The sequence below is a fragment of the Micromonospora sp. NPDC048063 genome (assembly GCF_043202855.1).
GTDB lineage: Bacteria > Actinomycetota > Actinomycetes > Mycobacteriales > Micromonosporaceae > Micromonospora.
Genome location: NZ_JBIDBG010000003.1, coordinates 521,786 through 535,394 on the forward strand (window position 1 = coordinate 521,786; position 13,609 = coordinate 535,394).

At 74.3% G+C, this 13,609-nt stretch carries 14 protein-coding genes; 9 read left to right on the forward strand and 5 right to left on the reverse strand.

What is annotated here, in order from left to right; genetic code table 11:
* The first annotated feature begins 884 nt into the window (after window positions 1-884).
* Window positions 885-1,481, forward strand: coding sequence for a hypothetical protein (locus tag ACGFZ2_RS10725; RefSeq protein ID WP_393452181.1), 597 nt, complete (start codon window positions 885-887; stop codon window positions 1,479-1,481).
* Window positions 1,482-1,552: 71 nt separating this feature from the next.
* On the opposite strand, the gene ACGFZ2_RS10730 is transcribed toward ACGFZ2_RS10725, so the two are convergent.
* Window positions 1,553-2,335, reverse strand: coding sequence for a PP2C family protein-serine/threonine phosphatase (locus tag ACGFZ2_RS10730; RefSeq protein WP_393452183.1), 783 nt, complete (start codon window positions 2,333-2,335; stop codon window positions 1,553-1,555).
* 141 nt (window positions 2,336-2,476) lie between these two features.
* On the opposite strand from ACGFZ2_RS10730, the gene ACGFZ2_RS10735 reads away from it, so the two are divergent.
* The 7 genes from ACGFZ2_RS10735 to ACGFZ2_RS10765 all read left to right on the forward strand — a co-directional run bounded on the left by ACGFZ2_RS10735 (window position 2,477) and on the right by ACGFZ2_RS10765 (window position 8,669).
* Window positions 2,477-2,713 carry an HTH domain-containing protein gene (locus tag ACGFZ2_RS10735; RefSeq protein WP_089001290.1) on the forward strand — a complete coding sequence of 79 codons (237 nt, stop codon included), beginning with the start codon at window positions 2,477-2,479 and terminating at the stop codon, window positions 2,711-2,713.
* A complete protein-coding gene (locus ACGFZ2_RS10740) occupies window positions 2,713-3,279 on the forward strand; it encodes a Clp protease N-terminal domain-containing protein (protein WP_393452186.1) in 567 nt (188 codons plus the stop codon). Before ACGFZ2_RS10735 ends, ACGFZ2_RS10740 begins: the two co-directional genes overlap by 1 nt.
* A 109-nt stretch (window positions 3,280-3,388) precedes the next feature.
* A complete protein-coding gene (locus ACGFZ2_RS10745) occupies window positions 3,389-4,390 on the forward strand; it encodes a diacylglycerol/lipid kinase family protein (RefSeq protein ID WP_393452189.1) in 1,002 nt (333 codons plus the stop codon).
* Window positions 4,383-5,384: a YihY/virulence factor BrkB family protein gene (locus tag ACGFZ2_RS10750; protein WP_393265131.1), complete on the forward strand. Its 1,002-nt coding sequence runs from the start codon at window positions 4,383-4,385 to the stop codon at window positions 5,382-5,384. The genes ACGFZ2_RS10745 and ACGFZ2_RS10750 overlap by 8 nt, the downstream gene beginning before the upstream one ends.
* A gap of 77 nt (window positions 5,385-5,461) precedes the next feature.
* The gene (locus tag ACGFZ2_RS10755; protein ID WP_393452192.1) at window positions 5,462-6,952 is read left to right on the forward strand and encodes a phosphatase PAP2 family protein; all 1,491 of its coding nucleotides are present in this window, start codon (window positions 5,462-5,464) and stop codon (window positions 6,950-6,952) included.
* An 8-nt stretch (window positions 6,953-6,960) separates the two neighbouring features.
* A complete protein-coding gene (locus tag ACGFZ2_RS10760) occupies window positions 6,961-7,764 on the forward strand; it encodes an endonuclease/exonuclease/phosphatase family protein (RefSeq protein ID WP_393452194.1) in 804 nt (267 codons plus the stop codon).
* A 95-nt stretch (window positions 7,765-7,859) separates the two neighbouring features.
* The gene (locus ACGFZ2_RS10765) at window positions 7,860-8,669 is read left to right on the forward strand and encodes a hypothetical protein (protein WP_393452197.1); all 810 of its coding nucleotides are present in this window, start codon (window positions 7,860-7,862) and stop codon (window positions 8,667-8,669) included.
* A 146-nt stretch (window positions 8,670-8,815) separates the two neighbouring features.
* Here the strand turns inward: ACGFZ2_RS10765 and ACGFZ2_RS10770 are convergent, their stop codons facing one another.
* The 4 genes from ACGFZ2_RS10770 to ACGFZ2_RS10785 all read right to left on the reverse strand — a co-directional run bounded on the left by ACGFZ2_RS10770 (window position 8,816) and on the right by ACGFZ2_RS10785 (window position 12,373).
* The gene (locus ACGFZ2_RS10770) at window positions 8,816-9,673 is read right to left on the reverse strand and encodes an alpha/beta fold hydrolase (protein ID WP_393452200.1); all 858 of its coding nucleotides are present in this window, start codon (window positions 9,671-9,673) and stop codon (window positions 8,816-8,818) included.
* Window positions 9,670-10,632 carry a TIGR03557 family F420-dependent LLM class oxidoreductase gene (locus tag ACGFZ2_RS10775; RefSeq protein ID WP_393452575.1) on the reverse strand — a complete coding sequence of 321 codons (963 nt, stop codon included), beginning with the start codon at window positions 10,630-10,632 and terminating at the stop codon, window positions 9,670-9,672. Before ACGFZ2_RS10775 ends, ACGFZ2_RS10770 begins: the two co-directional genes overlap by 4 nt.
* 85 nt (window positions 10,633-10,717) lie before the next feature.
* Entirely contained in the window at window positions 10,718-11,914 is a 1,197-nt protein-coding gene (locus ACGFZ2_RS10780; protein WP_393452203.1) for an RNA polymerase sigma factor, read from the reverse strand.
* 66 nt (window positions 11,915-11,980) lie between these two features.
* Window positions 11,981-12,373, reverse strand: coding sequence for a YciI family protein (locus ACGFZ2_RS10785; RefSeq protein ID WP_357704416.1), 393 nt, complete (start codon window positions 12,371-12,373; stop codon window positions 11,981-11,983).
* A 249-nt stretch (window positions 12,374-12,622) separates the two neighbouring features.
* Here ACGFZ2_RS10785 and ACGFZ2_RS10790 point away from each other — a divergent pair, with 249 nt between their 5' ends.
* Window positions 12,623-13,576, forward strand: a complete 954-nt coding sequence (locus ACGFZ2_RS10790; protein WP_393452206.1) for a sporulation protein — start codon at window positions 12,623-12,625, stop codon at window positions 13,574-13,576.
* Window positions 13,577-13,609 lie beyond the last annotated feature (33 nt).

The following is a 13,609-nucleotide window of genomic DNA, read 5'->3' on the forward strand; positions in this document are numbered from 1 at the left end:
CGGGGGGGGGGGGGGGGGGGGGGGGGGGGGGGGGGCCGGGGGGGCCGGGCGCGGGGGGGGGGGGGGGGCGCGGGGCGCGGGCCCGGGGGGGCCACACCCCGTCGGTGGTCGCGCGCCGTCCGTGCCTGGCTGTCCGTCATCCGGCAATGGCCGTCGGGGAGGCCCGTCGGGACGCCCGTCGGGAGGCGACGGGCGATGCGTTGGCGAGGTGTCGACCGCGAGGTCACGGCCCGTCGGCCCGCTCTTGACCGGGCCGGTGGGTGGGTGCGGTGGGCGCTGTCGAGCTGCCCCGTCTGTGGGACCGTTCGCCCCGAAAGGCGGGTGGTCGGGGGCGTGCTGTCGAGCTGCCCCGTCTGTGGGACCACCCCGTCACAGCAGGCTCGATTGCCTGCCGGGGCACGTTGTGCCCCATCTGTAAGGGCAGCTCGACAGGGACCGGGGGCGGCATCCTGCCGGGGCACGTTGTGCCCCATCTGTGAGGGCAGCTCGACAGGGGCCGGGTGGCATCGTCCCGTGGGTCCGGTTCGGGGTGTGACCGGGGGCATCCTCCGGGCGGAATCGTGGCCGGGCCGGGGTCGTTACACCCTGCGCACGACCGAGCAAGACCACCCCGCCGCCCCGGGCGGGCTGGCGTGCAGGCCCCCGGCCCCGGGCCCCGGAATGTTGGTGGGCCGCCGGTCGTTACACATGGTCCCGGCCGATGAAGGGGCGACCCCCGCCCCGCGACGCGGGCCGCTCCCGGTCTCCAGATGGCCGGTCTGATTCTTCCCGGCGCGTGACGCGCCGGATCCCCTTGAGTTCTTTGAGCGCCGGACGGTGCTTGCACCCTCGCTGAACCCCCCCCCCTTCGGCGTGTGGTGCCAACCCCCGAATGGAGCATCCTGATGAACACGATCCTGCGTAAGAGCGTTCTTGGTGTTGCTGGTCTGGCCTTCGCCGGTGGTGTGTTCGCCGGTCCGGCTGCTGCTCACGCCGCCCCGACGGTCGAGTCGGGTAAGCCCGTGGCGGTGGCGGTGCAGGCTGACAAGCCGGCCGTGGACAAGACGAAGCTGATCCCGCATGGCGTGCAGGGCGCGCAGTCGCGCATCGACCTGACCGACGAGCAGGTCGCCAACGCCAAGGCGATCATCGCGGCGACGAAGAAGGCCGGCATGGACGAGCGGGCCGCGGTGGTGTCGATCGCGACGGCGTTGCAGGAGTCGAAGCTGGAGAACCTGGGTCATCTGGGTGACCGCAACGACCACGACTCGCAGGGCCTGTTCCAGCAGCGCCCGTCGAGCGGTTGGGGCACGGTGGAGCAGATCACCGACCCCGAGTACTCGACCACGGCGTTCCTGAAGGGCCTGAAGCAGGTCGACGGGTGGCAGGACATGCCCCTGACCGAGGCCGCGCAGACCGTGCAGGTGTCGGCGTACCCGGACCACTACGCCCAGTGGGAGCAGCAGGCCGCCGACCTGGTTGCCGAGCACTGGAACAACTGACAGTTGCGTGATGCCGCTGGCCGGTACCCCGTGCGGGGTACCGGCCAGCGGCGTCCTCGCCTCCGACCGTCTCAGTGGGGCGTGGCGGCGTGGACCCGGACGATCACGGCGGTGGCGTTGTCGTCGCCGCCGGCCTCCAGGGTGGCGCCCAGCAGGTCCCGGACCGCCTCCTCCGGTCGTGGCGCCGCCAGCAGCTTCCGGGTCAGGTGGTAGTCGACCTGGTCGCTGACCCCGTCGGTGCAGAGCAGCCACACGTCGCCGGGGCGCAGCGACACGGCGAGCAGGTCCGCCTCCGGCTCGCCCGGGTGCCCGGCGTAGCGGGTCAGCTGGTAGCGGGCGCGGGCGGCGGCGGGGGAGTCGGCCGGGTACCAGCCGTGCAGCACGCCCAGCCAGGCCGCCGTGTGGTCGACGGTCATCAGCTCGAGCAGGCCGTCGCGCAGCCGGTACGCGCGGGAGTCGCCGAGCTGGAGGAGCCAGCCCTGGCCGCCGTCGGGCTCGACGAGCAGGGCGGTCAGGGTGCAGCCGGTCAGCTCCGCCAGGCCTGCGCCGGCGGCGCGTACGGCCGACTGGACGCCGGCCACGGCGGCGCGCAACTGCCGGGGGCCGACGTCGGGCCAGGCGGCCCGGACCTGTGCGACCAGGGTGCCCATCGCCGTGGTGCCGGCCCGGCGGCTGCCCTCGCCGGCGCCCATCCCGTCGGCCACCGCCGCGAACGGCAGGGCCGGGTCGACGTGCAGCACGTCGAAGTTGGCCGGATAGCGGTTGCCGACGACGCTGCCGCCGACGGTCTCCACCGTGATCTCGCCGAGCGGATGGTGGCGCGGCTCGGCGGGCGCGGGAACCTCATCGGACACGGGGACCTCGGCATCGGGCACGGGAGCCTTGGCGGGCCGGCGGGCGAAGGCTGGACACCGGCGGACGGTAGCACCGGGTGAGCCGAACTCGGGTGTCAACATGGGTTGACAGGATGGCGAATGTCAACGTAAGTTGACGACATGAGTCAGGCAACGGAACTCGCCGCGGCAGCCGGCAGCACCGACCCCCGGGTCGGGCTGCGCGCCGTCCGCGCGCTGCGCCGGCTGCTCGAACGGCTCGAGGTGGTCCAGGTGGACAACGCCCGTCGACAGGGCTGGTCCTGGCAGGAGATCGCCGACGAGCTCGAGGTCAGCCGGCAGGCGGTCCACAAGAAGCACGCCGGGCGACCGGCGGTCGGATCCTCCTGGGAGGCGTGATGTTCGAACGGTTCACCGACCGGGCCCGCACCGTCGTGCGAGTCGCCCGGGCCGAGGGCCAACGGCCGGTCGGCACCGAGCACCTGCTGCTCGCCCTCCTCGCCGACGGGGACAGCCTCGCCGCGCGGGTGCTCGCCGAGGCCGGCGTCCGCGCCGACGACCTGCGGGCCCGCGTCCGCCGGCACACCGAGCGGGGCGGCACCGGCCTCGCCGACGCCGACGCCGCCGCCCTGCGGGAGATCGGCATCGACCTGGCCGCGATCGTGGCCCGGATCGAGGATTCGTTCGGCCCGGGCGCGCTGCGCGAGGCGGTGCCGGCGCCGCGCCGCCGCTGGGGCCGCCGACGGTACGCGGGCGGGCCTTTCTCCTCCCGCGCCAAGAAGGTGTTGGAGCTGTCGCTGCGGGAGGCGCTGCGGCTGCGCCACCGCCACATCGGCACCGAGCACATCCTGCTCGGGGTGCTCCGCGAGGGGCGGGGGCTGGGTGCGCTGGTGCTCACCGAGGCCGGGGCCGACCTGGACGACCTGCGCCGGCGGGTGGAGACCGCGCTGCGGGCGGCGGCCTGAGCCCCCGGAGCCGGCGACCCGGGGCGGGATCGTAAACCTGTTCTCGCTGCGCGTAACGTCACCGCGTCGCCGGCTCGCTGCCACACCGGATCTGCTGCACACTGGCGCCGTGGATCCTCGACAGGACAGGCGCGCGGCCCACCACGGCGGCCTGCGCTCCGCCGTGGTGGTCAACCCCGTGAAGGTGGCCGACCTCGACGAGCTGCACCGGACGGTCCACGACGCCCTCGCCGCCGCCGGCTGGCCCGAGCCGCTCTGGTTCGAGACCACGGTCGAGGACCCGGGCCGCGGCCAGACCGAGAAGGCGGTCGAGGCCGGCGTGGACGTGGTCTTCGCCTGCGGCGGCGACGGCACCGTGATGTCCTGCGTCAGCGGCCTGGTCGGCACCGACGTCGCGCTCGCCGTGCTCCCGCACGGCACCGGCAACCTGCTCGCGGCCAACCTGGGCCTCTCCGGGGACCTGGCCGCCGGGCTGGAGGTCGCCATCGAGCGCGGTCGCCGGCTGCTCGACGTCGGCGCGGTCGAGGACCACTACTTCACCGTGATGGCCGGCATGGGCTTCGACGCCCAGATGCTCGCCGCCACCTCGGAGACCACCAAGAAGCGGATCGGCTGGCCGGCGTACGTGGTGGGGGCCGCCAAGCACCTGCGCGACCGACCGATGAAGGTGTCCATCCGCATCGATGACCAACAGCCGATCCGCCGGCGGGCCCGCTCCGTGCTGATCGCCAACGTCGGGCGCCTCCAGGGCGGGGTGCGCCTGCTCACCGACGCCGAGCCCGACGACGGCTACCTCGACGTCGCCGTGCTCACCCCGCGTACGCTGCGGCACTGGCTGGCGCTCGGCTGGGCCGTCGTACGCCGGCAGGACCGCGTGCCCCGGATGGAGGTCTTCCGGGGCCGGCGCGTGGAGATCACCAGCAACCGGGCCCAGCCCCGGGAGCTCGACGGCGACCTCATCGAGCCGGGCCGCACCCTGAAGGCCGAGATCCGGCGGCGGGCGCTCTGGCTCTGCGTGCCGCAGCCCGAGCAGGCCCCCGACCTGGCCGAGGACGCGCAGGCGGCCGGAGAACGGGGCGAGCAGCTCATCGACGAGGCGCACCGTGAGTAGCACCAGGATCGTGCCGGAGACCCGGCTGATGCCCGACGAGGAGCTCAACGCCGACGACGCCTGGCACACGCTGCGCCGGCAGGGCGGCTGGCACCTGCTGCGGGACGCCTTCATCCGGTTCCGCTACGGCGACGGCTTCAGCCACTCCCGCGCGTTCGCGCTGCAACTGTGCCTCGCCGTGGTGCCGTTCATGATCGCGCTGACCGGCCTGATCAGCGAACTCGGCGTGGAGGAGGGCGGCCAGGTCGTCGCCGACACGGTGCTCGCACTCACCCCCGGGGCGAGCGAGCCGGTGGTGGCCGAGCTGCTCGGCGAGGGCGACCGCACCGAACGCGCCGGCGAGCTGGCGCTCAGCCTCGGCCTGATCACCGGTCTGGTCGCCCTGACCAGCACGATGGCGCAGATCGAGCGCGGGGCCAACCGGATCTACGGCGTGGAACGGGACCGCCCGGCGCTGTGGAAGTACGTCCGCGCCGCCGTCCTCGCCCTCACCGCCGGCGTACCGGCGCTGACCGGGTTCCTGATCCTCGTCGGCGGCGGCCCGATGGGTGACTCGGTGCAGCGGCACTACGCCTGGGGCGAACTCGCGAACGGCGTCTGGGACGTGGTGCGCTGGCCGCTCAGTCTCGGGCTGACCGTGCTGGCCGTCGCGGTGCTCTTCCGGCACGCGCCTCGCCGCAACCAGCCTGGCCTGTCCTGGCTCTTCTTCGGCGCCGGGATCGCCACCGCGCTGTGGTGGGTGGCCAGCCTGCTGCTCGCCGCGTACGTGCGGTTCAGCGACGGGTTCGGCCAGACCTACGGCGCGCTGACCGGCATGATGGCGCTGCTGCTGTGGGCGAACCTGACCGGCATGGCGCTCTTCGGCGGGCTCTCCTTCGCCGCCCAGCTGGAGGCGCTGCGGATCGGGGTGCGCGAGCCCGCCCAGCCGGACCTCTGGGAGCCCGAGGCCGAACGCGACCAGCTCCACGACACCGGCGACATGACCTCCCTGTAGTCCGTTCCGGACACCCCCGGTGTACGCGCAGCGCCGATCGGGTATTGCGGCACGCCAGGAGCGAGAGGGAGGCTGCCGTGGCCGCGGTCAAAGAGGCGTTGCGTCGACCCCTGGGTCACTTCACCGAGCGGACGCTCGCCGGCCTGGCGGTCGTGCTCGGCGCCGGGGTCGGCTTCGGGGTGCTCCTCGTCCTGGTCCGGACCCGGTGGACCCCGCTGTACGACGTCGACCACGGCGTGGCCGCCTGGCTCAACGACCTGGTCGCCCCGCACGGGCCGCTGGTGACCGTGCTCAACGCGCTCACCGACCTCGGCGGTCGGGCGGTCATCGTCTGGCTGGTGTCGGTCGCCGTGGTCGGCCTGCTGATCCGCCGGCAGGGCCGGCTCGCGGTGTTCCTGATCGTCACCGGTCTCGGCGCGCTGATCCTCGACCCGGCGCTCAAGACGCTGGTCGACCGGCTGCGCCCCGAGGTGGAGGTGCCGATCGGCAGCTACGCCGGGGACAGCTTCCCCAGCGGGCACGCGCTCGGCTCGATGGTCGCGTACGGGGCGCTGCTGCTGGTCTTCCTGCCGGCCATGTCGCGCCGCTGGCGCAGGCCCGCGATCGTCCTGGTCGCCGCCGTCGTGTTCCTGATCGGGCTGACCCGGATCGCGCTGGGCGTGCACTTCGTCTCCGACGTGCTCGGGGCCTGGCTGCTCGGCGCCGCCTGGCTCGGCGTCACCGCGTACGCCTTCCGGCTGTGGCGGTTGGAGCGGGGCCGGCCGGTCCCGGCGCTGACCGAGGGGCTGGAGCCGGAGGCCGCGCACGAGGTGGCCCCCGCCCCCGACGAGGCGCACCTGCTGCCGCACCCCCGGGCGGCCGTGTTCGAGCTGGTCGTCGGCTGGGTGCTGGTCCTCGGCGCGCTCTACGGCTTCGGCATGTTCGTCAGCTACCACGCCGGCGGCACCCTCTTCGCCACTCTCGACACCGACGTGCCGAGGTGGTTCGCGGAGCACCGCACCCCCGACCGGGACGACCTGAGCTGGTGGTGGAGCAAGGCCGGCGACACGCACGCCATCCTGCTCATCTCGCTGGTCTTCTGCCCGCTCGTGCTGGCCGTGTGGCGGCGCTGGCGGCCGGTGCTGTTCGTCGCCCTGACCATGTTCGGCGAGCTGAGCCTCTTCCTCGCCTCCGCCGCCGCGGTCGACCGGCCGCGCCCGCCGGTGGGCAACCTCGACGGCCCGATGCCGACCTCGTCGTTCCCGTCCGGCCACATCGCCGCCACGCTCTGCGTCTGGGTCGCCGTCGCGATCATCGTCGTCCCGCGTACGGACCGGTGGTGGCGGTGGATCTTCGTGGCGCTGGCGGTGGCGATGCCGGCCGCCGTGGCGATCTCCCGGATGTACCGGGGGATGCACCACCCCACCGACGTCATGGGCGCGATCATCCTCACCACCGGATGGATCGGGCTGCTCTACTGGGTCGTCCGCCCCAACGAGGACCTGCGCGAGGGCAACCGGCCCAGCATCGAGTCCGAGGACGTGCACACCCTCGACGACGAGCTGGCCAAGGCCGCCCGGGTGGACTGACGGCACCGATGCTGCGGGTGATGACCTGGAACATCCGGACCGGCGGCCGGGACCGGGGCGGCGCCGACCGGCGGGACCGGCTGGCGCGGGTCGTCGCCGCGCAGCGGCCGGACGTGCTGGCCCTGCAGGAACTGCGGGACTTCGACTCGGGCGACGTGCTCGGCGACTTCGCGGGCCGGTTGGGGATGCGGCCCCACCTCGCCCGTTCCTGCTTCGGCCAGCCGGTGGCGGTGCTGCTCCGGCCGCCGCTGCGCGCCCTCGCCGCCGCCCAGGTGCACCGGCCGTTCCACCACGCCGCGCAGCGGGTCACCGTGGCGACCGACGCCGGCCCGCTGACCGTGCTGAGCGTCCACCTCGACCCGTACTCGGGCCTGCGGCGGCGGGTCGAGGCGGGCTGGGCCGCCGCCGCGCTGCGCCGCGCGCCGGGGGAGCTGGGGCTGCTGGCCGGGGACCTGAACACCCTCGACCCCGTCGCCGACCACACCGACCGGATCGCCCGGCTCCCCGCCGCGTACCGCCGCCGTCACCTGCGTCGGGACGGGCGGACGGTGGACACCCGGGCGGTGGCCCGACTGCTCGCCGCCGGCCTGGCCGACCTGTACGCGGCGGCCGGCACGCCCGACGCCGGGCTGACCGCGCCGACCCGGCACGGCGGCGGCCCGGAGTTCTCCGGCATGCGGCTGGACTACCTGTTCGGCACCCCGACGCTGGCCGCCCGGGTGCGGGACTGTCGGGTGGTCCGGGGCGGCGACACCGAGTACGCCTCCGACCACTACCCGCTCGTCGCGGACCTGGCCCTCGACCCGGCCTGACCGACCCGGTCGGTCACCCGGCCGACCCGTCGGCCATCCGGCCGCCTCGACGTGCCCGCCGCCGGGTGCTTGCCGGGGCTGGTTACCGTGTGCCGGTGATCGACTCGCCGGGCCCGGCTCCGCGCGCCACCGGACCATCCGCTACTTCTGGAGCCGCGCCGCTGGTCGTGGCCGTCGCCCGGGGGATCGCGCTGGTCGTGGTCGTGCCCGTGCGGCTGGTCTGGGAGCTGGTCGCCGCCGTCTGCGGGTGGCTGCACCGCTGGCTGCTCGCGCCGGTCGGCCGGTTCCTGGACCGCTGGCTGCTGCGCCCGGTCGGCTGGCTGCTGCGTCACCTGCTGTGGCTGCCGCTGGTGTGGCTCGCCCGGGGCATCGCCTGGCTGGTCCGGACGCTGGTGTGGGTGCCGCTGGTGTGGCTCGCCCGCGGGCTGGCCTGGCTGGTCCGGGCGGTGGTGTGGGTGCCGCTGGTGTGGCTCGCCCGCGGGCTGGCCTGGCTGGCCCGGACGGTGGTGTGGGTGCCGTTGGCCTGGCTGGCGTACCACCTGGTCTGGCTGCCGTTGCGCTGGCTTGCCCGGCTCCTCGCCCCGCTCGGGCGCCTGCTGGCGGCCGGGCTCGCCGCGCTGGGCCGGTGGCTGCTGGCCGTCGGCCGGGTGCTGCTCGACGCGGCGGCGTGGGCATGGCGGACGGCCGGCCGGCTGCTGTGGTGGTGCTACGCGCTCACCCTGCGGCCGTTCGTGCTCGCGGCGGGCTGGCTGTGGCGGCACGCCGTGCGCCCGGTGGGCCGGGCGGTCGCCGCCGCGTGGCGGGCGACGGTGTCGCCGGTCGCCCGTTGGCTGCGCGGCAGCGTCGTCGACCCGGTCCGCCAGGCGACCCGCGAGGTGCTGGCCGCCCTCGGCCTGCGCCGCTGACCAGGGGGCGGGCGAACGCGGGTCACAGGACCAGGTTGAGCAGGACGGTCAGGACGATCGAGGCGACGATCGAGAAGAGGATCATCAGGAGGCAGCCGAGGCCGCCGCCGGCGGGGCGGATCTCCGTGCTGCCGATGCGCATGTGATCACCTGTTCGTCAGGGACGGGGCGAGCAGGGCACGGATCGCGTCGGCGACCTGCGCCGGCGCGGTGGTCGCGACGTTGTGCGCGGCGCCCGGGACGGTGAGCGTGCGGGCGTGCGGCACCAGCCGGCCCACCTGCGACCGCCAGGACGCCGGCACCACCGGGTCCCGGGAGCCGGCGACCACCAGGGTCGGCGCGGTGATCCGGACCAGGTCCGCCTCGACGCCGTTGCGTACCGAGTGCGCCAGCGTCGCGTGGACGCGCCACGGGCGGGCGTCCACGACGTCCCGGAGCAGGATCGGCGCCTGTAACGGCGCCTCCCGCAGGGTGTCCACCAGCCACCGCCCGAACTGTCCCCGCCGGGACCGGGCGGCCGGGTCGCTGGTCGGCCCGGCGAGCACCACGGCCCGGACCGCGTCGGGCTGGCGGGCGGCCAACGCCGCGACGACCTCCGCGCCGAACGAGTGCCCGACCAGGCAGACCGGCGGCATCCGGTACGCGGCCAGCCAGGCGGCCAGGTGGTTGGCGTGCCGGGCCACGTCGTACGCCGTGCCGGGGCGCTCGGTGAGCCCGAAGCCGGGCAGGTCCGGCGCGTACACGGGGTGGGTGTCGGCCAGCGCCAGGGCGAGTGGGGTCAGGTAGCGGTGGGACACCGCCAGCCCGTGCACCAGCACGACGGGTGTGGCGCCGGTGCCTGGGCCGGCCGTGCGGCGGGTGTGCGTACGGATCCCGTCGACCAGCCGCCACTCGCTGGTCAGGCCGGCGGCCGGGCGCGGCGCGGCCAGCGCGAGGCGCAGCTCGGCCGGTCCGAACCGGCCGGGCGGGGTCACCCGGGGCCGCCGGGTCGGCGAGATCCTCACAGCTCGCGCAGCCTCGGCAGCAACTGATCCTGCGCCCAGTCCAGGAACATGGGTTGCGTCTCGCCGCCCACCTGCACGATCGCCACGTGGGTGAAGCCCGCGTCGACGAACTTCTTGAACGCCTCGACGTGCCGGTCCACGTCGGGCCCGCAGGAGATCCCCGCGGCCACGTCCTCCTCGCGGACGAACTGGGTGGCGGCGGCGAACGACTCCGGCCCGGGCAGGTCCGCGTTGACCTTCCAGCCCATCCCGAACCAGCGGAACTGGTCGTGCACGATCTTGCGGCACTCCGCCTCGTCCGGGCCGTAGCAGATGGCCACCTGCCCGTAGCGGGGCCGCCCGGCGCCGCCGGCGTCCTCGTACATCTCGATGATGTGCGGGTCGGGCTCGGTGGCGACGATGCCGTTGCCGTACTCGGCGGCGAGGGTGGCCGACTGCCGGCCCGAGGCGGCGATCGCCATCGGCACCGGGCGGTCCGGCCGGTCCCACACGTACGCGTCGGGCACGTCGTAGTGGTTGCCGGAGAAGGTCAGCGTCTCCCCGTTGAGCAGGGGCCGGATGATCTGGAGCGCCTCCTCGAACATCTCGTGCCGCTGCTGCACGTGCGGCCAGCCGCCGACCACGTGCTCGTTGAGGTTCTCACCCGCGCCGAGGCCGAGGGTGAACCGGCCGTCCGAGAGCACCCCGACGGTGCTGGCCTTCTGCGCCACGACCGCCGGGTGGTAGCGGCGGATCGGGCAGGTCACGAAGGACATCAGCTCCGCCCGGCTGGTGGCGTGCGCGACCGCGCCGAGCACGGACCAGGCGTACGGGGAGTGGCCCTGCGAGTCCAGCCACGGGTAGTAGTGGTCGGAGATGACGAGCTGGTCGAAGCCGGCCGCCTCCGCCCGCACCGCGTAGTCGACCAGGTGCTTGGGGCCGGCCTGCTCGCACAACAGGGTGTAGCCGACGGTGACCATGGCGTTCTCCTTCCGAGCCGTCTCCCCGCCCGGCTCGGCGGCCGGGCCCGGACGGATCATCCACAGATACCCCCGGCGGCGCTGGTCAACCCTCGCTTCCGGTGGCGAGGCGGGCGGCGCGCATGGTCAGGTAGCGCTGCTCGGGCAGGCTCGTGGTCAGGGCGGCCGCAGCCCGGTACGCGGCCACCGCGCCCTCCCGGTCGCCGGCCATCTCGCGCAGGTGCCCGCGGGCGGCGGGCAGCCGGTGGTGCCCGGCGAGCCGGGGGTCGGCGTCCAGCGCGTCGAGGGCCGCCAGGCCCGCCGCCGGGCCGTGCACCATGGCGGTTGCCACCGCGCGGTTGAGGGCGACGACCGGGTTGCCGGAGAAGCGTTCCAACACCTCGTAGAGGGCGAGGATCTGCGGCCAGTCGGTCTCCCCGGTGCTGGGCGCCTCGTCGTGCAGCGCGGCGATGGCCGCCTGGATCTGGTACGGCCCGACCGGCCCGCGGGGCAGGGCCCGGGTCACCAGCGCGACCCCCTCGGCGATCGCCGCCGCGTCCCACCGGCTGCGGTCCTGGTCGGCCAGGGAGACCAACTCGCCGGACGGGCCGGTCCGCGCGGCGGCGCGGGCGTCGGTGAGCAGCATCAGCGCGAGCAGGCCGGCCACCTCGCTGTCGTCGGGCAGGAGCGCGTGCAGCGCCCGGGTCAGCCGGATCGCCTCCTCGGACAGGTCCACCCGGCGCAGGTCGGCGCCCAGGCTGGCGGTGTGCCCCTCGGTGAAGATCAGGTAGAGCACGTGCCGCACCGCGGCCAGCCGGGCCTCCCGGTCGGCCGGCTCGGGCATCCGGAACGGGAGGCCGGAGCCGCGGATGCGCTGCTTGGCGCGGCTGATCCGCTGCGCCATGGTGGCCTCGGGCACGAGGAAGGCGCGGGCGATCTCGGCCGTGCTGAGCCCGCCGACCGCGCGCAGGGTCAGCGCGATCGCCGAGGCCGGCGAGAGCGCCGGATGGCAGCAGAGGAAGAGCAGGGTCAGCGTGTCGTCCCGGTCGGCGGTCAGCTCCTCGTCCGGCGGCGGCGCGGCGCGCCGGTCGTCCGGCTCGCGGCGGGCGACGAGGTCCTCGCGCCGCCGCCGGGCCGTCTCGCCGCGGACCAGTTCGACCATCCGGCGGTACGCGACCTGGATCAGCCAGCCGCGGGGGTTGTCCGGCGTCCCCTCGACCGGCCACTGGGTCGCCGCCGCCAGCAGCGCCTCCTGCACGGCGTCCTCGGCGGTGGCGAAGTCGCCGAAGCGGCGGCTGAGCACGCCGAGGACCTGCGGCGCCAGCTCGCGCAGCAGGTCCTCGGCGGATGGTTCGGCGGCGTCCAGTCGTCACATCTCCAGTGGCGGGGCCGACATGACCGGGCGCACCTCGATCGGCATGTTCAGCGGCCGGCCGCCGGGGCCGGGCGCGGTGGAGATGTGCGCGGCGAGCGCGACGGCCCGCTCGGGGCTGTCGCAGTCCACGATCCAGAAGCCGGCGAGAAACTCCTTGGTCTCGGCGAACGGCCCCTCGGTGACCACGGGCGCGCCGTCGGAGCCCGCCCGGACGATCTTCGCCTGGTCGGGCGCCGCGAGCCCCTGGCCGTCGACCAGTTCGCCGTCGGCGACCAGCTTGGCGTTGACCTCGGCCATGAACCCGATGTGCGCCCGGATCTCCTCCGGCGCCCAGGTGTCGATCGAGGGGAAGTCCGTGCCGGCGGCGCTGAACTGCATGAGCAACATGTACTTCACGTCTGGCTCCTCACGACTGCGCACCATCATCGGTGCTCTCACCCACAGGTAGAAGCCGGCACACCGGTCCTCGACATCCCGGCCGAAGAAATTCCGAGAAATTTCGCCGCCGCCCGCTCCTCTGAAGAAAGAGGTGCGGCGGAGTGCCCTCACAGGCACTTCACAGCGGTGCCGGATAGGGTCCGAGCAGTCAACGACCCGCTCCAGGGTGGAGTGCGGCGTGATCCTGCGGGAGTTCTGATGGTCTTCAAGAAGATGCTGAGCGCGTTCGGTGTGGGTGGGCCGAGCGTCGACACCGTCCTGACCAACCCGAACACCCGACCCGGCCTGACCCTGGAGGGCCAGGTGAACCTGGTCGGCGGCGACGCCCCCGCCAACGTCGAGCAGGTCGTCGTCAGCCTGGTCACCCGGGTCGAGATCGAGGGCGGCGACACCGAGTACGCCGGCATCATGGAGTTCCACCGGCTGCCGGTCAGCGGCGCGTTCCAGCTCGCCCCGAAGCAGCAGCTCTCCCTGCCGTTCCAGCTCCCGGTGCCGTGGGAGACCCCGATCACCGACGTGTACGGCCAGCGGCTGCGCGGCATGACGATGGGGCTGCGCACCGAGCTGGCGATCGCCCGGGCGGTGGACAAGGGCGACCTCGACCAGGTCAACGTGCACCCGCTGCCGGTGCACGAGCGGATCCTGGAGGCGTTCCAGCAGCTCGGGTTCCGCTTCAAGCACGCCGACCTGGAACGCGGCCACATCCGGGGCACGCAGCAGACGCTGCCGTTCTACCAGGAGATCGAGTTCTTCGCCTCGCCCCAGTACGCGTCGACCATCAACGAGGTCGAGCTGACCTTCGTCACCAGCCCGCACGGCGTCGAGGTGATCCTGGAGTGCGACAAGCGCGGCGGGTTCCTCACCGCCGGGCACGACGCCTTCGGCCACTACCGGGTCTCGTTCGCTGACGCCGACCGGACGGACTGGGTCCAGGTCGTCGACGGCTGGCTGCGGGAGACCACCTCGCGCTACGGCAGCCTGCGCGCGCAGGGCTTCGGCGGGCACGGCCACGGGCACGGCCGGGGCCCTGGCATGGGCGGCGTGGTCGCCGGTGCCGCGCTCGGTCTCGTCGGCGGCATGGTCGCCGGAGAGATGATCGAGGACGCGATCGAGGGCGACTTCGCCGAGGACTTCGGCGGCTTCGAGGAGTAGGACACACGACGGTGGCCTCCGGGACGGAAGTCC

Excerpts from the sequence above, each read along its gene's own strand:
- ACGFZ2_RS10760 (WP_393452194.1), top strand. The coding sequence starts at position 6,961 with ATGCTGCGGGTGATGACCTGGAACATCCGGACCGGCGGCCGGGACCGG.
- ACGFZ2_RS10785 (WP_357704416.1), bottom strand. The coding sequence starts at position 12,373 with ATGTTGCTCATGCAGTTCAGCGCCGCCGGCACGGACTTCCCCTCGATC.
- ACGFZ2_RS10735 (WP_089001290.1), top strand. The coding sequence starts at position 2,477 with ATGAGTCAGGCAACGGAACTCGCCGCGGCAGCCGGCAGCACCGACCCC.
- ACGFZ2_RS10790 (WP_393452206.1), top strand. The coding sequence starts at position 12,623 with ATGGTCTTCAAGAAGATGCTGAGCGCGTTCGGTGTGGGTGGGCCGAGC.
- ACGFZ2_RS10725 (WP_393452181.1), top strand. The coding sequence starts at position 885 with ATGAACACGATCCTGCGTAAGAGCGTTCTTGGTGTTGCTGGTCTGGCC.
- ACGFZ2_RS10740 (WP_393452186.1), top strand. The coding sequence starts at position 2,713 with ATGTTCGAACGGTTCACCGACCGGGCCCGCACCGTCGTGCGAGTCGCC.
- ACGFZ2_RS10775 (WP_393452575.1), bottom strand. The coding sequence starts at position 10,632 with ATGGTCACCGTCGGCTACACCCTGTTGTGCGAGCAGGCCGGCCCCAAG.